We start from the raw sequence: 18,384 nt of genomic DNA, 5'->3' as shown, positions 1-18,384 counted from the left end.
TCCCGCCTCGGGGTGGAAAGCGTGCCCTCCGGCGGGAAGATCCGCGGCCGCGCGGAACGGTGACCTGCTACGCGGACAGGCCCTGGGCCGGCCGACCGGTGCCGGTGGCCGCGCCGGGCCGTTCGGCCAGCATCCGCTCCAGCACCGCCCGTTGCAGCGGAAGCACCTCGGTGTGCAGGTCGCGCCCCTTGCGGGTGAGGGTGACGTACACCCCGCGCCGGTCCTCCGCGCAGACCGAGCGCTCGACGAGGCCGTCCTTCTCCAGGCGGGCGATCAGGCGGGACAGCGCGGACTGGCTGAGATGGACCCGTCCGACAAGATTCTGCACCCGGCACTGGTCGCCCTCTGCGGGCGACTCGGTGGCGAGGATGTCCAGCACCTCGAAGTCACTGGCGCCCAGGCCGTGCGGGTGCAGGGTGCGGTCGATCTCGCACATCGTGCGCGCGTGCACCGCGAGTATGTCCCGCCACCGTTCCTCCAGCCGGGTGTCGGCCGTCTTGACTGCCATACCCGCACCGTAGCACCGATCCAGCCAGTCATTGAGTGTGCAACTAGTGCGGGCGCAACCGGCGGTACGGCCTCAGGCGGACGGGTCCTGGAGCAGCCCCACGAGGTTGCCGTCGGCGTCCTTCACGGAGGCGATCAGCCGGCCGCCGCCGACGTCGTGGGCGTCCTCGAGCAGCTCCGCACCGGCCGCCAGCAGGGCCGCCAGACGCTCCTTCAGGTCCGTCACGTGCCAGTACGGCACCGGCCCGGTCATGCCCTTGCGGTGGCCGTTCGGGTCGAGGCCGACGTCCTGCCCGGCGGCCTTGAAGCCGACGTAGTAGGGCTCGTCCGCGTAGGGCTCGACGCCCAGCAGCGCGGTGAACAGGGCCTTGCCCCGCTCCAGGTCCTTCACGGGGTAGATGATCGTCTGCAGTCCGGCGGTCGTCGTGGTCATCGGAAGTCGCTCCTCGGCGTTCGGGGCCCGGCGGGTTCTCCACCGGTGCTCTCACGCTAGGGCGGGACCCCCGCCGCCCGCTTCTTCGATCCTGACCGATCGTGCGTGCCCGATGGAGCCCGGCGGATCACTCCTGCCCGATCGCGCGTTCGATACCGGACAACGGCGGCCGAGACGCGGACGCGACGGCACCGCCTGCGCCACAGTGGAACCAGGGCGCACGAGGAAGGCCGGGAACGGAGGCGGGCGGATGATGGGGACTCCCTCGGGCCGCGTACGGCAGACCGTTCTGGACCGGCTCAAGGACCCGGCGGCCCACTTCCCGTCGGGACGTTTCCATACCGACCCCGCCCGGACCGGCGTCACCGCGAGAGCCATGGCCGCCAAGCTCGGCATACCCCGCCGGACCGCCGCCGCCCACCTCGACCTCCTCGCCCGCCTCGGCCTGCTGCGCGCCCGGCGCCTGTGCTGGCGCACCTACTACCGGCGCGACGAGATCCGCATCGCCGAGGTGTCCCGCATGTTCGAGAAGGGCTGGTGAGCGGCGGCTCGGCGGCACCCGGCTCGCTCCTGAGGGGGTGAGGCCGAAGTTCGCCCGATCCGTCCTGCCGACCCGTCCTGCCGATCCGGCCTGCCGCCCCGGCTGGTCGGCCCGAGGGCCGACTCTCCGCCCCGGTTGGTCGGCCCGGAGGTCCGCCCTCCGCCCCCTCTCGCCGGCTCCGGTACCCGCGGCCCGGCCGGCTGCCCCTGCTTCCGCAGGTCACCGGCGGCGGCCAGGTCGCCGCACGGCCGGCGACCCGTGGGCTGCTCGGGGGAGTGCGGGAGTGAGGTCCATGCGGGGACGGCCGCCGATCGGGCCGACGGTACCCTGGTGCCCGGCCGAGATCACCCGTCGGGGCAGGGCCGGACAGGAGACGTAGGACCATGACAGCCCCGGAAGCCGAGAGCGTCCGCGTGCGCCCCGTGTCGCCCAAGCGGGCCGAGTGGCGGACGCAGGCCCCGGTGATCGCGGTGGTCGCGGCGGGCGGTGCCCTCGGTGCCACGGCCCGGTACGCACTGGGCCTGGCGTGGCCCACGGTTCCCGGCGCGTTCCCCTGGGCGACGTTCTGGACCAATGTCACCGGCTGTGCCGTGATCGGCGTGTTCATGGTGCTGATCACCGAGGTGCGCAGTGTCCACCGCCTGGTGCGCCCCTTCTTCGGCACCGGTGTGCTCGGCGGCTTCACCACCTTCTCCACCTACGCGGTCGACATCCGCAAGCTGGCCGGCGACGGCCACGTCGGCATCGGCCTGGGCTACCTCGCCGCAACCCTGCTCGCCGCCCTCGCGGCGGTCCGGCTGGGCTCGGGCGCCGCGCGCCGGCTGTTCGCGGCAGGCGGCGACGCCCCCGTGTCCCGGGCCCGGACCCGGCGCCCGGATCCGGCTTCCGGTACGACGGACGTGAAGGGTGAGAACTCGTTGTGAACTGGCTGCTGGTCATCCTGGGAGCCGCGGTCGGCGCCCCCCTGCGTCATCTCACCGACCGTGCCGTCCGGGCCCGCCATGACTCCGTCCTCCCCTGGGGCACCTTCGCGGTGAACGTCGCCGGCTGCCTGATCCTGGGCCTCCTCAGCGGTGCGGCCTCCGCCGGCGTCGCGGGCCCGCACCTCCAGCTGCTGCTCGGTACCGGGCTCTGCGGCGCCCTGACGACCTACTCGACCTTCTCCTACGAGACCCTCAGGCTGACCGAGACCGGTGCCGGGCTCTACGCTGCGGCCAACGCGGTCGTGAGCGTGGCGGCGGGACTCGGGGCGGCCTTCGCCGGGGTCTCGCTCGCCGGCGCCCTGTGGGTGGCGTAGCCGCTTGCTCTACGACTTGGCATAGTAAGACTGTCTACAGCACTGTCGACCAACTCTCCTCAGAACTGGATTCCATGAGCGCCATCTCCGTCGGTCAGGCCGTCGTCCTCGGAGTAGTCGAGGGGGTGACCGAATTCCTCCCCGTGTCCTCCACCGGCCACCTCAAGATCGCCGAGGGGCTCATGAACATCCCCGTCGACGACAAGTCCGTCGTCGGGTTCTCCGCAGTCATCCAGGTCGGCGCCATCGCCGCCGTGCTCGTGTACTTCTTCAAGGACATCAAGCGGATCGTTTCCGCCTGGTTCCGGGGTCTGACCAACCGCGAAGAGCGCTACCACCACGACTACAAGTTCGCCTGGTGGGTGATCGCCGCGACCGTCCCGATCGTCGTGGTGGGCCTGGCCGCCAAGCCCCTGATCGACGGCCCGCTCGCCTCCCTCTGGGTGGTCGCCGGTTCGCTGATCGTGGGATCCGCCGTGATGTGGTGCGCGGACCAGATGGGCCGCCACAAGCGTGGTGAGGACGACACCTCCTTCAAGGACGCGATGCTCGTCGGCTCCTCCCAGATCCTCGCCCTGCTCTTCCCCGGCTTCTCCCGCTCCGGCGCCACGATGTCCACCGCGCTCGTCCTGGACCTCGACCGCGTCGCCGCCACGCGTCTCTCCTTCTTCCTCGGCATCCCGGCCCTGACCGGCGCCGGCATCTACGAGCTGAAGGACGCCCTCGGCGCGGGCGTCGGCGCCGCCCCGCTGGCCACCGGCACGATCGTGTCCTTCGTCGTCGCCTACGCCTCCATCTCCTGGCTCCTGAAGTTCGTCGCCAAGCACTCCTTCAACGCCTTCGTGATCTACCGGATCATCATCGGCGTGCTCCTGATCGGCCTGCTGGCCACCGGCACGCTCGAAAGCTGAGCGAGCCCACCCGAACCACCCGCGGGGTGCGGACGCCTTTCACCGGGCGTCCGCACCCCGTCCGCGTGTCCGCGTGTTCGCGTGTCCACGTCTCCACGGGTCTGCGTCTCTGCGTGTCCGCGCGCGGTCGCGCGTGTGTCTCCCGGCACGTCCGCCCGTGACGCCTTGACAGTGCCGTCCCGTACGCCGCAGGATCGCTCCGTGAACCTGTCAGACAGCCAGACAGGTGGTCGGGTCCCACGGCGCGTCAGCGCCATGGAAGCGGTCCTCGGCCACCTCCGCGGCGCCATCGAGCGCGGTGAGTACGCCATCGGCGACAAACTCCCCTCCGAAGCCGAGCTGTGCCGCACCCTCGAGGTGTCCCGGCCCGTCCTCCGCGAGGCGCTGCGTGCGCTGCAGACGATGGGCCTGACCGTCTCCCGGACCGGAAAGGGCACCTTCGTCGTCGCGAGCGCCGTGGAGGACCCCACCTTCGGCGACTACGCGGCCAGCGACCTGCTGGAGGTGCGCCGCCACATAGAGATCCCGGTCGCCGGGTACGCGGCCCTGCGCCGCGGCCCCGAGGACCTCGACCGCCTGGCCCACCTGCTGGAGCGCATGGAGCGGGAGACGGACACCACCGCGTGGGTCGCGATGGACACCCTCTTCCACATCGCGGTCGCCGAGGCCGCCCAGAACCCGGTCTTCCGCCGGGTCATCGAGGAGATCCGCGACGCACTGGCCCGCCAGTCCGCCTTCCTCACCGAGCTGGGCGACCGCCGCGAGCAGTCCAACCGCGAGCACCGCGCGATCGTCGAAGCGCTGCTCGACGGCTCCGAGCACGACGCCGTCGAAGCGATGAGCCACCACCTCGACCGCGTCGAGACCTCCCTCACCGCCATCGTGCGCGCCACGCGCGCGGACCTGCCCGCACAGGGCGGGCCCGCGACCGCGAGCGACACCCTCCAGGGCGGAACACGCCCACCGTCCACCCCGGACGACACGCGACCCGCGCGCCGGCCGGCCCCGACCCAGTGATACAGGCAGAGATGCACAGCAGTTCTCCCGCCGACGCCTCCGCCGTCGGTTCCCCCCGTCCCCCCGCCGGCGCGCCCGTCGTCCGGGAGCCCCTGCACGCACCCGTCGCCCACGTCGTACGCGGCGGGGTCGTCGAGGGCGTCCACCACGGCTCCGTCGTCGTGCTCGGCGCCGACGGCCGGGTCCAGTTCCAGCTCGGCGACATCGAGGCCGCGTTCTACCCGCGCTCGGCCCTCAAGCCCGTCCAGGCCGTGGCCATGCTGCGGGCCGGACTCCCGCTCGACGGCGGCGAACTCCTCTCGCTGACCGCCGCCAGCCACTCCGGCGAAGAGTTCCACCTCCAGGCCGCCCGGCGCATGCTCGACCTCGCCGGGCTCACCGAGGACCACCTGCGCAACGTCCCCGACATGCCGTACGACCCGGTCGTGCGCGACACCTGGATCCGCGACGGCCGCACGCCCAGCCGGCTCGCCCAGAACTGCTCGGGCAAGCACGCCGCCATGCTGTGGACCGCCAAGGTCAACGGCTGGTCCCTGGCGGACTACCTGGACCCGGCGCACCCGCTCCAGCGGGCCGTCGCGGAGACGGTCGAGGAGCTGACCGGGCAGCCTGTGGCCCGTGTGACCGTGGACGGCTGCGGCGCGCCGCTGTTCTCCATATCCCTGCACGGTCTCGCGCGGGCCCTCGCCCGCATCACCACGGCCGCGCCGGGAACGCCCGAGGCGCGGGTGGCCGACGCGATGCGCGAGCACGCCGAGCTGGCCTCCGGTACGCGACGCGACGTGGCCGCTCTCATGCGGGCCGTCCCCGGCCTGCTCGGCAAGGACGGCTTCGAGGGCGTTCAGGTGGCCGCGCTGCCCGACGGCCGCGCCGTCGCCGTGAAGATCGCCGACGGCAACGACCGTGCCCGCGTCCCGGTCGCCGCGGCCGCCCTCGCCCGCGTCGGCGTCGACCCCGCCCTGCTCACCGCCTTCGCCGGCGCACCGCTGCTCGGCGGCGGGCTCCCGGTGGGGTCCGTACGACCGGTTCGCGCACTGGACCCGGCCACTTCGCCGGCCCACGCCTGACCACACCCCACCGGCCACGCCTGACCACACCCCACCGGCCACGCGCGGGCCGCCCCGCCGGCCCGCCACGCCACGCCAACGCCACACAATCCCGCCCCGCCGCGCCGGGCCGCCTTGCCGGCCCGCGCGTGGCCACACCCTCACTCACACCCCCACCCACACCCTCGTATCACCGAGCGTCTGCGAAAGAGCACCCCCACCTCATGACCGCCGCCATCCGGAGCGAGCACGACCTGCTCGGCGACCGTGACGTCCCCGCCGACGCGTACTGGGGCATCCACACCCTGCGCGCGACGGAGAACTTCCCCATCACCGGCACCCCGATCTCCGCCTACCCCCACCTGATCGACGCCCTCGCCGCCGTCAAGGAGGCCGCCGCCCTCGCCAACGAGGAACTCGGCCTGCTGGCCCCGGAGAAGGCCGCCGCGATCGTCGAAGCCTGCCGCGAGATCCGTTCCGGCAAGCTGCACGACCAGTTCGTCGTGGACGTCATCCAGGGCGGCGCCGGCACGTCCACCAACATGAACGCCAACGAGGTCGTGGCCAACCGGGCGCTGGAGCTGCTCGGGCACGCCAAGGGCGAGTACGCGCACCTGCACCCCAACGAGGACGTCAACCTCGGCCAGTCCACCAACGACGTCTACCCGACCGCCGTGAAGATCGCGACGGTGTTCGCGGTGCGCGGTCTGCTCAAGGCCATGGCCGTCCTGCAGGACTCCTTCGCCCGCAAGGCCTTCGAGTTCCGCGACGTGCTGAAGATGGGCCGCACCCAGCTCCAGGACGCGGTGCCGATGACCCTCGGGCAGGAGTTCTCGGCGTACGCCGTGATGCTGGACGAGGACCGCAGCCGGCTGGCCGAGGCCGTCGAGCTGATCCACGAGATCAACCTGGGCGCCACCGCCATCGGCACGGGCCTCAACGCCCCCGACGGCTATGCCGAGGCCGCCCGCCGGCACCTCGCCGCCATCACCGGACTGCCCCTGGTCACCGCGGCCAACCTGGTCGAGGCCACCCAGGACTGCGGCGCCTTCGTCCAGATGTCCGGCGTCCTCAAGCGGGTCGCGGTCAAGCTCTCCAAGAGCTGCAACGACCTGCGGCTGCTCTCCTCCGGCCCGCGCGCCGGCCTCGGCGAGATCAACCTGCCCCCGGTGCAGGCCGGTTCCTCGATCATGCCGGGCAAGGTCAACCCGGTGATCCCCGAGGTCGTCAACCAGGTCGCCTTCGAGGTCATCGGCAACGACGTCGCCATCACCATGGCGGCCGAGGCCGGACAGCTCCAGCTCAACGCCTTCGAGCCGATCATCCTGCACTCCCTGTCGGAGAGCATCACCCACCTGCGCCGGGCCTGCCTCACGCTCGCCGAGCGGTGCGTGGACGGCATCACCGCCAACACCGAGGCACTGCGCGCCACCGTGGAGAACTCCATCGGTCTGGTCACGGCGCTCAACCCGTACATCGGGTACACGGCCGCCACCGACATCGCCAAGGAGGCCCTCGCCACCGGCCGCGGTGTCGCCGAACTGGTCCTGGAGAAGGGCCTGCTGCCCGCCGAGAGGCTCGCCGCTCTGCTGCGCCCCGAGGTCGTCGCGGGCACCGGGAAAACAGCCCTCTGACCTGCGCGGACACCGCCCCGGCAGCGCACCGGGACCGGCAGGAGGGACAATGGTGATCATGACGTCGACGTCGTCCCTCGCCTTCCTGCCGATCCTGGAGCGCATCGCCGAGGAGACGGCGCGCACACCGGGCCGCGGCCGTCCCGCCGACTACATCCCGGCGCTCGCGGCCCGCGACCCCCGCAGCTTCGGCATGGCCGTCGCCGAGCTGGACGGAACGGTGTACGGCGTGGGGGACTGGCGGCAGCCGTTCTCCACGCAGTCCATCACCAAGGTCTTCACGCTCGCCCTCGACCTGGCCCGCGAGGGCGACGACCTCTGGGAGCACGTGGGCCGCGAACCCTCCGGCAACCCGTTCAACTCCCTGGTGCAGCTGGAGTACGAGCACGGCATCCCGCGCAACCCGTTCATCAACGCCGGCGCGCTCGTCGTCACCGACCGTCTCCAGACCCGCACCGGAGACGCTGCCGGCGAACTGCTGGCCTTCCTGCGCGCCGAGAGCGGCAACGCGGAGCTGGGCTTCGACCGGGAAATCGCCGCCTCCGAGACCCAGCACGGCGACCGCAACGCCGCCCTCGCCCACTTCATGGCGTCCTACGGCAACATCGACAACCCGGTGCCGGTCCTGCTCGACCAGTACTTCAGGCAGTGCTCGATCGCCGCGTCCTGCGCCGACCTCGCCCTCGCCACCACCTTCCTGGCCCGGCACGGCATCCGCGCCGACGGCACCCGCCTGCTCACCCGCAGCCAGGCCAAGCAGGTCAACGCCGTGATGCTGACCTGCGGCACGTACGACGCGGCCGGTGACTTCGCCCACCGCGTGGGGCTGCCCGGCAAGAGCGGCGTCGGCGGCGGGATCATCGCGGTCGTACCGGGCCGGTGCGCGCTGTGCGTGTGGAGTCCGGGCCTCGACGAGCGCGGCAACTCGGTGGCCGGCGTCGCCGCCCTGGACCGCTTCACGACGCTGACCGGTCTCTCGGTGTTCTGACGGCCCGCCACCCGGCTGCGGGAGCCGGGCACGCGGTTGCGGGTGTGGCCCAGATACGCGCCAAAGGGGCAATGAGATGATCTTGAAGCTCTGAGTAGCCCCGCAACTCACTCGGCGGCGTTGCCGTCGGCTTCGGCGAGGAGGCGGTAGACGGTGGGGACTGAGGGGTGCTCGCCTTGGTTCTTTCCCGAGGGGATGACGAGTTTGCAGGCGATCTGCGGGACAGGGACGCCCTGGGCACGCAGGGTGCGGGCGTAGTCGGCCATGTCGTCGTCGACGACCTTGGGGCGCCCGCCGTGACGGCCTCGCTCGCGGGCGGACGTCTGGCCTTCCAGGGACTTCTCCCGGATGTACTCGCGCTCGGACTCGGCCATGCCGGCGAAGAACGCGAACAGGGCGGTGCCATGCCCGGACGGGTCATAGATCCCCTGGAGGGGGCCGGTGAGGAGTTCGAGCTCAATGTCGTGGTGGCGCAGGTCCTCTGCGATGGCCAGAAGCTCGGCTGCGCCGCGTCCCAGGCGCTTCACACCGTAAGGATCACCCGCTGGTGGGGACGGCCTTTTTGATGGTGCGGGCGAAGTCCATCGCCTTGACGAACTCCGGGCGGACCTTGATCCGGGTGCTGATCTTCTCCGAGAAGACCGGATCGCACCCGGCCTCGGCGAGGGCGTCGAGCTGGCTCTGGAGCTCTTGCTGGGCGGTACTGCACCTCGCGTACCCCACTCTCGTGGGCTTCGGGGCGGCCTCCGGCATCGCGGCGTCGATGGCCGGCCCCCTCTCCCATGCGCGGCCGGGGCTCCGGCCGGCGGGGGTCTTCACCTCCAGCTCGGCACGGAGCTGGGGCACCAGCATGAAGCGCGGGGTGTGGTACTTCGGAGCGACCTTGCCGCCGCGGGCGCGGCAGGCGCTTCCAGCGGGCACTTCACAGGTGGGGCAGTCGAACTGTTCGACGGTGGTTGCCGGTTCGGCAGGCTCTGACATGTCGCAGAACCTATCGTGAGGGGCTTTGTGCGAATCCTGTTCTGCGAGAGGTTATGAGAACGGAGATCGTGGGCAAACCGGACACGGTTCGGCGAGGGGCGCGATCTCTCAGAACTACTCATTTCTGCGAGCACGAAGTGCAACAATCGCCACCCACACGTCGGGGAGGTGGCTTGCGAGGCTGCTCATCTTGCAGTGGCCTTCCGCCCACCCCAGCGGTGTCGTTTCCTGGCCTGGGGAGGGTGATGACTACCAGCAGGGGTGAGCAGGCTGGGCTCTCCGATCGTGAGAGGCAGCTGCTCGACATTGTCGAAGTCTCTTCGGAACAGGCATACGTCACTGGCAGTGAGGTCGCTTGGTCCCAGGCCGTCCGGGCGGCGGAGCTCATGTTGTTGGTCCCGGAGTTCGACCAAGCGGACCGGGAGGTCCTGCGCCGCGCGGTGACGCGCGTGGTCTTCGGACGCTATCGAGGCTGTGGACAACAGCCTGTGCATCTGTCCGCTGCGATCGACATGCTGAGGAAAGTGGTCGAGGCGAGTCGTGTCTGGGCGGATGTCCCCCATCACGTGTTCGTCCTCGCCACACTGCTCAACGCCCGATACGACCTCGCGCCGCAGGAGGACGGCGGCGATGATCCAGATGACCTGGATGACGCAATCGCCCTTCCGCTGTTGGAAGGGACGCGCGTCGCTCGGACTCTTCACGCCGGCCTTCTGCGTATCCGGTTCGAGCGGACAGGCAGCATGCTTGATCTTGACCAAGCCGTCCTCACCCTGCGAGCGGTTTGTGAGGCGCCGCCCGAAGACCCGGAACGGCGGGAGGCGGACCAGTTGTGGTTCTCCTCCCGGCTCGCCGACGCACTGCGGGCACGCTCGGATTTCACCGGTTCCGTAGAGGACATCAACGAAGCCATCTGCCTGTTCGAAGCAGTGGCGCGGGCCGAACGGGAGGGCCAGCACGACAGCGACCAGGCCGCTTTGGGAATCGCGTTGCTTGCCCGTGCCCAGTCGGATGGTGCACAGGATGGCGACGCGGAATGCGCCGTGCGGGAGTTGCGCGCGGCGATCGGCATGGGAGAGGAATCCCTCAACCACCCTTGGTGGCTGTCGAACTGTGCGGACGCGCTGCGAACCTGGTGCCTTGCCCTCCCGTCCGGTGACCCCACCAAGGCGGACCGCCTTCGCGACGCCATCGCCCTGCACGACAGGGTCCTCGACATGGTCGGCGAGGCAGCCCGGGAGCGCCCGATGTATCTGGCGGCCCGGGCCGGCACGCTCAGCGAACTGGCTCGTGTCACCGGTGAGCCAGGGCCGCGGGGCGCGGCAATTGAGGCGTGGCGTCGTGCCTGTGACGCGGCGCCGTCCGGTGACCCCGCGCGCCCTGGCTATCTTGGGAATCTATCCCTGGAGTTGTGGCGCAGGAACGATCCAGTTCTGGGTGATGCCGAGGCCGCGACCGAGAACTGGAAGGCCGTCGTCGACGACGTGGCGGCACCGGCCGGCTGGCGGGTGCTCGCCGCGCGTTACCGCGCGGACGCCCTGACCGCTGCCGGCAACGAGATCGGTGCGCTCGGCTCGATGACGCAAGCGGTCGAGCTACTGCCACTGCTGGCGACTCCATCTCTCCAGCGCGGCGAGCAGGAGGAACTACTCGCGCAGTGGCAGCGAGTGCCGCAAGACGCCATGGGGTTGGCGCTGTCTCTACGTCGTAAGCGACAAGCAGTCGAGTTGCTCGACGCGGGCCGAGGCGTGCTGTGGTCGCACCATTACGGCGTTGAAGCGGCGCTCGGCGACCTGGGCAGGGTGGACCGGGACCAAGCCGACCGCCTCACTGCCCTGCGCAGCGACATGTTCCGGGCGGTGCGCGGCCACAACGGCCTGCGGCGGGCGGGCGCGGTCCGCCGATGGGCGGAGGCGACCGAGCGGGTGCGCGCTGAGGTACCTGGCTTCTCACGTTTCTTGTTGCCTGCGGAGTATGAAGAGTTGCGCGCCGCCGCAAGTGACGGGCCGGTCGTCGTCATGGCGGCAGGCGCAGTCGGCGGTGTCGCCTTGGTGGTCACGGCGGATCGCGCACAGCCGCAGAAGATCGAATTGCCCAAGCTGACAATGGAGGCAGTCGACCGGCACACCGAGCGCTTGGTTGAGGCATGGGACGAAATCGCCCGGGACCCCTCGGGCCCAGTCGGCGCGATGGGCGTAGCTGATCTCGCCGACTGCTTGGATGAGACGCTGCCGTGGCTGTGGGCATCGGCGGCGAAGCCGGTGCTCGACAAGCTTTCATTCCCGGCCCGCGCGGACGGTGTGCTGCCGAGGCTGTGGTGGTCTCCGGTCGGTCGCTTGGCCTTGCTGCCGCTGCACGCGGCCGGGATACCGGTCGTAGGCGAGTCGGTGCTCGACCGTGTCGTGTCCTCCTACACGCCGAACCTCATCAGCCTGCTGCGACTGCGGCGCCGCCGTGCTGCTTGGCGGGACACCGGCCCCGAGCCGATGGTGCTGCCGGTTGCCGTGCCCGGGAATCCTCCACTGGTCCATGCCGTTTCCGAAGCCCGCGCGGTAGCGGAGCACCTGCGCCAGCACTCGGCGCAGGTGCTGCTCGGGAAGGAAGCGACAGCGGATGCCGTACTGCGGCAGCTCGCCGCGTACGACTGGGTGCACTTCGCCTGCCACGGAGTTCGCCCTGCGGGTTATCCGTCTGCAGGAGACGCCGGAGGGCTGGGACTGCATGACCGGATGCTGCAGGTACTGGAGCTGGCTGGGGCGCGGGAGCGGCCGGGCGGGCTGGCCTTTCTGTCGGTGTGCTGGGGCGCTGGGGGTAGCAGCAAGTTGCCGGGTGAGGCCATCCATCCGGCCGCCGCGCTCCAAGTGGCAGGGTACGAGCACGTCATCTCGGCGATGTGGACGCTCCAGGACGGTTCCGCGGTCAACGCGGTCAAGGCGTTCTACAACACCCTCGTCCCGGAGGGCGCCAACAGGCTTTCGGCCCAGGGCGCGGCTCGCGCCCTGCACGGCACCGTACGGGCGCTGCGGCGAACGCACCCGGGCTCGCCCCACATCTGGGCGCCCTACGTGCACTTCGGACTGTGAACTCCCGCACCATCACGGCGTAGATCCGCCCGGAGGTGGCGGCCCGGCAGGTGGGGCCGTCGGGTGCTCGTAGCGCATCTGCCAGACCCGTCCGACGGGCTGCCGCAGAAGTGTGCTCAGCTTCCGGTTCTGTGCGTACTCGGCATCCCGGTCGGCGGGCAGCGGCAGGTGCAACGCGGTGAGCAGGTCGAAGCGATGCAGGTCGAAGGCGGCAGCGACGCACTCACCGTAGGCGACAGCGGCCTGGACAGCGGCGGAGTAGGCCAGCAACGCCACCAGCACAGGAGCCAGACAGAGCAACCGCCACCATCCGGATTGCCACAGCAGTACCAGCGCGACTGGCGCCACCAGCAGACTGGTGGCGCTCAGGCGGGCCGAGGCGTCCAGCCACATCCTCCGGTCAGCGACGGCGGCCCGTACCGGCTCGGCCAGCAGTGGTTCGAGCCGCGGCCAGACGACAACTGCGTCCAGCCCATACTGGCGACCGGCCCGTCGCTCCGCCGCGGCCAAGGCATTGCCAAACGCCGTCGGACGCAACAGATAGTCCTGGTCCGGGTAGCGGCTACGCTGCCAGGCTAGTCGCACCCAAGCCGCCTGACGTTCCGGCCGGCCAGCGGGAGCCGCCGCATTGACCAACCCCCGGCGCCACTTCTGGAACGCGATCCCCACCTGGGCCACCGGATGCACGGCCCGCCGGGCGAACCACTGTGGCCGGGTCGGCCAGTGGCCTTCCAGTAGACGCAGCAGCGGCAGTTGCAGAGGCATGGAGATTGTCCCAGCGAGGGCAGTCGCCAATACGAGGAGCACGATTTCCCCGATGCCCAGCTTCGCCGCTGTCTCCCACGCCCTGGAGAAGCGGACCGTATCCGGCGCCCCGGCCCAGACCAGCACCAGCAGAAACAGGCTGACGGCGGTCGTCGGCACTAAGGCCACCACGAAGAAACGCGGCCCGTAGGCTCGGTCGAGCGGCTTGGCCAGCGCATCCAGTTTCACGCGGTTCCCCCGCTGTCAGTTCGATTCCAGTTCCAAAGGACCATGCACCGGATCCACCGCACACAGCGGTGGGTTCTCGTCGTCGAACTCGAACAGGTACTGCGCATCGCGGCACCCGGAATCCCGGCAGCGGGCGGTCAGCTGCTCCGGATACGTCGAGTAGCCGGGAAGGCCGAGCATGCCCGCCCCCGGATCGCTGCGCAGCCCTTCCGCGCCCTCGGCACGCTCGCGAGGGACGGTGCCCACCAGGGTGTGGCCAGCCGTGAGCCGCACCGCGGCAAGCCCAGGCTCAGCGGCGAAACGATCACGCAGGACACCCAAGAGTTCCTTGCGCGACGGCCCGCCGGACACATCCACCGTCGGGAGGGCCACGTCCTCGCCAGCGGCGGTGTCCAGGAACATCTCATACTTCTTCCGCAAGTCGTCCGCGCTCACCGCACCCCCACATGTCAGGCAGTCTCGCCCGTGACCCTAATGATGCCCGGCTCAGGCGGCCCGGTTGAAGCCCCCAGCCGTCAGGTCCTGCTCACGCAGCGGCGTGAAGGCGACGTCGAGCTTCGGGTCGTACGCCTCGGGCTGGATGCCGAGCTCGTGGGTGGAGTACTTGCCGAACCGGTAGATGTGCTCGGTCAGGTAGGGCGAGATGTGGGCCAGGTATCCGGGGCCGATCTCCCAACCCTCTTCCAGCAGCTGCCGGACGATCTCGGCGATGTCCAGAGCGTTTCATTGCCTTCTCCTGCGCGACGGGGTCGTTGTCCGCGATGCCCCTGCGGCTACCGAAGCCGACCCGCTCGGAGAACCGGTTGAACGACTTCACCTTGTTCGTCGCCGCGGTCACCCGCCGGCGAAGCGCCGGATCGGAGAGGCAGCGCAGTAGCTGCACGGTGCGGATCACGCGGCCGACCTCGCGGAAGGCGGTACAGGTGTCGGGCCCCGGCGACCCAGGCTAAGGTCCCGATGACGCGATTGCCGAACGACAACGCCGACTACTCTGCGGGAGCACGGCTGTGGACTTAGTAGCACTTGACGAGGCGGGAATCCTCATCAACCGGCTCCGGATGCCAGCCGCGAACACTCTCTTGAATCAGAAGATGCAGGTTCGATCGGAAGGTCCGGGCTTGCTCTCATACGCACTGTGGCGCATAGGAGCACCAGAAGCGCCCGCAGTGTGGTGGATCGATGTGGGCAAGGCTGTCCGCCTTGTCGGCTTCCTCGGAGATCACGAAACACGTATTGAAACTGTGATCTCTGTGCACCAGTGCGACGTCAATCTCAGTAGGATCTTCAGCCAGCGCCTCTCTGGAATCCGCGGCCTTCTTGGGCGATCGGTCGAAGACCGGGAAGTGCGGCAGATTCGGACAACCTCGCAGACTGCCTCCCGGAGGACGGAAACGATCACTGCCAACTGGCCTCTTCTTAACGGCCAGTACCTCGCCTGACAGTTCGTCGGTCGGGAGCTTCGGAAGCGCGCGCCCCCATGTCAGGCGGCTGTGCCGAGGTACGACTTCAGCATCAGCAACAAGGCCAGCAGATGCTCATCACCATCCGTGGCATCGGCCGCCCCCTGAAGCTCATCGCGAGTCGGCGAGAAGAACAGATGCAGCTCATGCGCGGTGATCAGCCGCTTGAACCGCGGATACGCGGTCCGCTCGATCGAGGTCACAATCCCGCGCCACGCTTAGACGACAACAGCATCAACACCAACGACACTGAGCCGAACGGGTGACGGGACGGGGCGCCCAGGGCTTCAAGATCAACTCATTGCCCCTTTGACCCGTACCTCGGCCGTCCCCCGTTCCGGGAGCCGGGCGCGCGGTCAGCTGCCCGCGGCCCGGCCCCCCTTGACGCGCAGCGCGAGCGCCACGGCGCCCGCGCCGAGTACGGCGAGCCCCGCGACGGTCGCGGTCTGCGACCAGACCGAGTCGTCGTCGGGTGCCGGGGAGGTGGCCGCAGCGACCGGTGCGGCGGTCGGCTCGACGCGGGGCTTGGGGCGCATCGCGTCCAGCGAGCCCACCGGGTCCACCCGGCCGGCCGCGTCGAACCCCCAGTCGAGCAGCTCCCGGGCCTCCTCGTACACGGTCAGTCCGTCACCGGCCTGAGGGTTCATCACCGTCACGACCAGGGTCCGGCCGCCCCGGCGGGCCGCCGCGACCAGGGTGTTGCCCGCGTTGCTGGTGTAGCCGTTCTTGACCCCGATCAGCCCCGGGTACCGGGCCACGCCGTCCTCGCCGGTCAGCAGGCGGTTGGTGTTCTCGATGGCGTACGGCCATCCGTCACCGGGGAACTGGGCCTGGGCGGTGGAGCAGTACCGGGCGAAGTCGGGGTTGCGCAGCCCTTCCCGGCCGAACACCGCGAGGTCGAACGCCGAGGACACCTGGCCGGGGGTGTCGTAGCCGTCGGGGGAGACGACGTGGGTGTCCATGGCGCCCAGGGCGCGGGACTTGGACTGCATCCGGGTGACCGTGGTCTGCCAGCCGCCGTTCAGGGCGGCGAGCACGTGCACGGCGTCGTTGCCCGAGCTGAGGAAGACCCCGCGCCACAGGTCGGCCACCTGGTAGGTGTGGCCCTCCTCGACGCCGACGAGGCTGCTGCCCTCGCCGATGTCCGCCAGCTCCTCGTAGCGCACGGTGTGCTGCAGACCGGCGGGCAGCGTCGGCAGCACGGTGAGGGCGAACAGGGTCTTCAGCGTGCTGGCGGGCGGCAGTCTGCGGTGCGCGTCGCCCGCCGCCAGTACGTCGCCGCTGCTCGCGTCGGCGACCAGCCAGGACAGTGCGGAGACCTCCGGAACCGCCGGGGCACCGGGGTTCAGCCGCACCTGCGTGCCGGACCTGAACAGCAGGGACGGCTGCGGGACCGCGGCCCGCGGCCGGGGCGGAGCGGGTTCGCCCGCACGGTGGCCGGCGGCGACAGCGGTCGGCCCGAGGGCCAGTGCGCCCGCCACGCACAGGGAACAGGCTGATGCGGCCATCCGACGAGAGAATCCGATGTTCATATGATCACGCTAGGAAGGTGGAGGCGGTGTGGCGCGCTGCCGGGGCCGGTCGGCCCAGCGGAGCAACCCGGATGCCGCACTCCTGGGTGATCCGGAGTCATATCCGGCCCGAGTGCTCCGGCTGGTCACTCCGGTTACTCCCGTCGGTCCGGTCACTCCGGTCACTCCGGTTGCTCCCGTCGGTCCGGTCTCTCCGGTTGCTCCCGTCGGTCCGGTCGCTCCGGGCGCTGCGATCGCTTCGGTCGGAGTGGCCGCTCGGGTCGTCGTCGCCGACGTCCCGTCGCTGGGGCGTTTGTGTCCTGTCCTGCCGATTCGCCCGTGTCCGTTCACGTCGGCCGTGTCCGGCCGTTGCGGTCGTTCCGGCCGAGTCCGGTTGCTCCGGCCGGTGCGGCCGCTTCGGCCGCCCCGCGCACGTCCGCCCCACTCAGCCCGTCGGCAGCGTCGGCTGGACGCGGCGCAGGAACGTGGCGTTGTCGGGGGTGTCCCGCATCCGCTCCAGCAGGGTCTCCAGGGCGGCCGGTCCGCCCTCCCGGGAACGCAGAGCCCGGCGCAGGCCCCGTACGACCGCCAACTCCGCCGCAGTGAGCAGGAGTTCCTCGCGGCGGGTGCCGGTGGGCTCGATGTCGACGGGCGGGAAGACGCGACGGGCGGCCAGGTCCCGGTCCAGCCGGAGTTCCATGTTGCCCGTGCTCTTCAACTCCTCGAAGAAGTAGCCGTCGGCACGGGAGCCGGTGTCCACCAGCACACTGGCGAGGATGGTGAGCGAGCCGCCCTCCTCGGCCTGCCGGGCGGCACCGAAGAACCGCTTGGGGCCGAGCAGCGCGCCCGCGTCGACGCCGCCGCTGAGGGTGCGCCCGCCCGCGGCGGAGGCGTTGTTGTGGGCCCGGCACAGCCGGGTGAGGGAGTCCAGCAGGACGACGACGTCCTCGCCGGCCTCGACCAGCCGCTTGGCCCGCTCCACCACAAGGTCCGCCAGGGCGATGTGGTCCTTGGCCGGCCGGTCGAAGGTGGAGGCGTACACCTCGCCGCGCACCGAACGGCGCATCTCGGTGACCTCCTCCGGGCGTTCGTCCAGCAGGAGGACCATCAGCCGGCACTCGGGGTGGTTGCCGGCGACCGCGGCGGCGAGCTGCTGGATCAGTACGGTCTTCCCGCTCTTGGGCGGGGCCACGATGAGCCCGCGCTGGCCCTTGCCGAGCGGCGCCAGCAGATCGGTGACCCGCCCCGCCAGGCCGGAGGCCGGGTGTTCCATGCGGAGCCGCTCGTGCGGATGCAGGGGAGTCAGGTCACGGAAGTGCCGGCGGCCCCGCAGCTCCCCGGGATCGCGGCCGTCGATCCGTGTGACCTCGGTCAGGGCGCGCTGCGCCCCGTGGAGGCCTTCCACGAGGTCGCCCTTGCGCAGGCCGTACCGGCGGATCAGCGCGGGGGAGACCTGCGGGTCGGCGGGGGAGGGCAGGCAGTTCGCGGCCCGCAGGTGCCCCTTCCCGTGCGCGTCGACGTCGAGGAGACCGGTGACGGTCCGGGCGACCGGGGCCTGGCGCACCTCGGTGGAGGGTTCGATCGTGGTGGTCATGGGTGGCGCGTCCTTTCGGGACGGAAGACGTGAAGTCGAAGAGGGAGGGCAAGGAGGTAAGGAAAGGGAAGGGGAAGGCCGCGGGCGGGAGGCGGGCACACCTGCCTCGGGGCGGCGCGAACAGCACCTCGGGTACGGCGGCGAAGACCGCGGTCACGAGGTGGTGCCGATAGGAAGCCCGGCCCGGTCGGAGACCGTCGGCATGAGGGCTGAGGGAGAGGAGTGCGACACCGGCGCCCACACAGAGGGCGCGCACATGCGCTGATCGCACTATACCGCTCTGCTACCCCGTGTCAACAGGATGCCGTACGGACTTTGTTCCCGCTTCCCGTGCGGTCGCCCGGCCGGGCCGACGTACGACTCCGCTCCGCGCAACCCCCTCCGCGCG

Annotated in this window: 17 protein-coding genes and 2 pseudogenes; 9 read left to right on the top strand and 10 right to left on the bottom strand. The window is 70.6% G+C overall.

From position 1 onward, the window contains the following. Positions 1-67: 67 nt before the first annotated feature. Together OIB37_RS03770 and OIB37_RS03765 are read right to left on the bottom strand one after the other, a co-directional pair. Positions 68-508 (bottom strand): MarR family winged helix-turn-helix transcriptional regulator, encoded by a 441-nt coding sequence (locus OIB37_RS03770; RefSeq protein ID WP_330456060.1) that lies wholly within the window; start codon positions 506-508, stop codon positions 68-70. Positions 509-580: 72 nt separating this feature from the next. Further along, positions 581-940 carry a VOC family protein gene (locus OIB37_RS03765; protein ID WP_330456059.1) on the bottom strand — a complete coding sequence of 120 codons (360 nt, stop codon included), beginning with the start codon at positions 938-940 and terminating at the stop codon, positions 581-583. Positions 941-1,190: 250 nt separating this feature from the next. Here OIB37_RS03765 and OIB37_RS03760 point away from each other — a divergent pair, with 250 nt between their 5' ends. From OIB37_RS03760 to OIB37_RS03725, 8 genes and pseudogenes are all read left to right on the top strand, one after another. Next, the gene (locus OIB37_RS03760) at positions 1,191-1,481 is read left to right on the top strand and encodes an ArsR family transcriptional regulator (protein ID WP_330456058.1); all 291 of its coding nucleotides are present in this window, start codon (positions 1,191-1,193) and stop codon (positions 1,479-1,481) included. Between the two features lie 383 nt (positions 1,482-1,864). Further along, positions 1,865-2,305 (top strand): annotated as a pseudogene (locus tag OIB37_RS03755) (FluC/FEX family fluoride channel); the annotation flags it as partial. A gap of 95 nt (positions 2,306-2,400) precedes the next feature. Continuing rightward, positions 2,401-2,778: a fluoride efflux transporter CrcB gene (crcB, locus tag OIB37_RS03750; RefSeq protein ID WP_330456056.1), complete on the top strand. Its 378-nt coding sequence runs from the start codon at positions 2,401-2,403 to the stop codon at positions 2,776-2,778. 74 nt (positions 2,779-2,852) lie between these two features. Continuing rightward, the gene (locus tag OIB37_RS03745; RefSeq protein WP_330456055.1) at positions 2,853-3,689 is read left to right on the top strand and encodes an undecaprenyl-diphosphate phosphatase; all 837 of its coding nucleotides are present in this window, start codon (positions 2,853-2,855) and stop codon (positions 3,687-3,689) included. 201 nt (positions 3,690-3,890) lie between these two features. Then, a complete protein-coding gene (locus tag OIB37_RS03740) occupies positions 3,891-4,706 on the top strand; it encodes a FadR/GntR family transcriptional regulator (protein ID WP_330456054.1) in 816 nt (271 codons plus the stop codon). An 11-nt stretch (positions 4,707-4,717) separates the two neighbouring features. After that, a complete protein-coding gene (locus OIB37_RS03735) occupies positions 4,718-5,773 on the top strand; it encodes an asparaginase (protein WP_330456053.1) in 1,056 nt (351 codons plus the stop codon). Positions 5,774-5,976: 203 nt separating this feature from the next. Continuing rightward, entirely contained in the window at positions 5,977-7,386 is a 1,410-nt protein-coding gene (gene aspA, locus OIB37_RS03730; RefSeq protein ID WP_330456052.1) for an aspartate ammonia-lyase, read from the top strand. A gap of 49 nt (positions 7,387-7,435) precedes the next feature. Next, positions 7,436-8,374, top strand: coding sequence for a glutaminase (locus OIB37_RS03725; protein WP_330456051.1), 939 nt, complete (start codon positions 7,436-7,438; stop codon positions 8,372-8,374). Between the two features lie 107 nt (positions 8,375-8,481). Here OIB37_RS03725 and OIB37_RS03720 read toward each other — a convergent pair whose 3' ends face one another. Next, a complete protein-coding gene (locus OIB37_RS03720; RefSeq protein WP_330456050.1) occupies positions 8,482-8,901 on the bottom strand; it encodes a recombinase family protein in 420 nt (139 codons plus the stop codon). A gap of 10 nt (positions 8,902-8,911) precedes the next feature. Further along, entirely contained in the window at positions 8,912-9,355 is a 444-nt protein-coding gene (locus OIB37_RS03715; protein WP_330456049.1) for a zinc finger domain-containing protein, read from the bottom strand. A 245-nt stretch (positions 9,356-9,600) separates the two neighbouring features. On the opposite strand from OIB37_RS03715, the gene OIB37_RS03710 reads away from it, so the two are divergent. Beyond that, a complete protein-coding gene (locus OIB37_RS03710) occupies positions 9,601-12,438 on the top strand; it encodes a CHAT domain-containing protein (RefSeq protein ID WP_330456048.1) in 2,838 nt (945 codons plus the stop codon). A 12-nt stretch (positions 12,439-12,450) separates the two neighbouring features. Here OIB37_RS03710 and OIB37_RS03705 read toward each other — a convergent pair whose 3' ends face one another. The 6 genes and pseudogenes from OIB37_RS03705 to rho all read right to left on the bottom strand — a co-directional run bounded on the left by OIB37_RS03705 (position 12,451) and on the right by rho (position 17,996). Beyond that, positions 12,451-13,431, bottom strand: a complete 981-nt coding sequence (locus OIB37_RS03705) for a hypothetical protein (protein WP_330456047.1) — start codon at positions 13,429-13,431, stop codon at positions 12,451-12,453. Between the two features lie 15 nt (positions 13,432-13,446). Beyond that, a complete protein-coding gene (locus OIB37_RS03700; protein WP_330456046.1) occupies positions 13,447-13,833 on the bottom strand; it encodes a hypothetical protein in 387 nt (128 codons plus the stop codon). An 84-nt stretch (positions 13,834-13,917) separates the two neighbouring features. Beyond that, positions 13,918-14,344, bottom strand: a pseudogene (locus tag OIB37_RS36255) (Tn3 family transposase); the annotation flags it as partial. Between the two features lie 567 nt (positions 14,345-14,911). Continuing rightward, positions 14,912-15,094: a hypothetical protein gene (locus tag OIB37_RS03695; protein ID WP_330456045.1), complete on the bottom strand. Its 183-nt coding sequence runs from the start codon at positions 15,092-15,094 to the stop codon at positions 14,912-14,914. 153 nt (positions 15,095-15,247) lie between these two features. Continuing rightward, positions 15,248-16,423, bottom strand: coding sequence for a D-alanyl-D-alanine carboxypeptidase family protein (locus tag OIB37_RS03690; protein ID WP_330456044.1), 1,176 nt, complete (start codon positions 16,421-16,423; stop codon positions 15,248-15,250). Positions 16,424-16,847: 424 nt separating this feature from the next. After that, on the bottom strand, positions 16,848-17,996 hold the full coding sequence (rho, locus tag OIB37_RS03685; RefSeq protein WP_330456043.1) for a transcription termination factor Rho: 1,149 nt from the start codon (positions 17,994-17,996) through the stop codon (positions 16,848-16,850). Positions 17,997-18,384: the final 388 nt, after the last annotated feature.

Origin of the sequence: Streptomyces sp. NBC_00820 (assembly GCF_036347055.1) — a bacterium.
Classification (GTDB): Bacteria; Actinomycetota; Actinomycetes; order Streptomycetales; family Streptomycetaceae; genus Streptomyces.
The sequence above is the reverse complement of the archived record's forward strand: the minus strand, read 5'-3'. Positions and strand labels throughout refer to the sequence as shown.

Excerpts from the sequence above, each read along its gene's own strand:
- rho (WP_330456043.1), bottom strand. The coding sequence starts at position 17,996 with ATGACCACCACGATCGAACCCTCCACCGAGGTGCGCCAGGCCCCGGTC.
- OIB37_RS03710 (WP_330456048.1), top strand. The coding sequence starts at position 9,601 with ATGACTACCAGCAGGGGTGAGCAGGCTGGGCTCTCCGATCGTGAGAGG.
- OIB37_RS03700 (WP_330456046.1), bottom strand. The coding sequence starts at position 13,833 with ATGTTCCTGGACACCGCCGCTGGCGAGGACGTGGCCCTCCCGACGGTG.
- OIB37_RS03745 (WP_330456055.1), top strand. The coding sequence starts at position 2,853 with ATGAGCGCCATCTCCGTCGGTCAGGCCGTCGTCCTCGGAGTAGTCGAG.
- aspA (WP_330456052.1), top strand. The coding sequence starts at position 5,977 with ATGACCGCCGCCATCCGGAGCGAGCACGACCTGCTCGGCGACCGTGAC.
- OIB37_RS03725 (WP_330456051.1), top strand. The coding sequence starts at position 7,436 with ATGGTGATCATGACGTCGACGTCGTCCCTCGCCTTCCTGCCGATCCTG.
- OIB37_RS03715 (WP_330456049.1), bottom strand. The coding sequence starts at position 9,355 with ATGTCAGAGCCTGCCGAACCGGCAACCACCGTCGAACAGTTCGACTGC.
- OIB37_RS03760 (WP_330456058.1), top strand. The coding sequence starts at position 1,191 with ATGATGGGGACTCCCTCGGGCCGCGTACGGCAGACCGTTCTGGACCGG.
- OIB37_RS03770 (WP_330456060.1), bottom strand. The coding sequence starts at position 508 with ATGGCAGTCAAGACGGCCGACACCCGGCTGGAGGAACGGTGGCGGGAC.
- OIB37_RS03735 (WP_330456053.1), top strand. The coding sequence starts at position 4,718 with ATGCACAGCAGTTCTCCCGCCGACGCCTCCGCCGTCGGTTCCCCCCGT.
- OIB37_RS03765 (WP_330456059.1), bottom strand. The coding sequence starts at position 940 with ATGACCACGACGACCGCCGGACTGCAGACGATCATCTACCCCGTGAAG.
- OIB37_RS03690 (WP_330456044.1), bottom strand. The coding sequence starts at position 16,423 with ATGAACATCGGATTCTCTCGTCGGATGGCCGCATCAGCCTGTTCCCTG.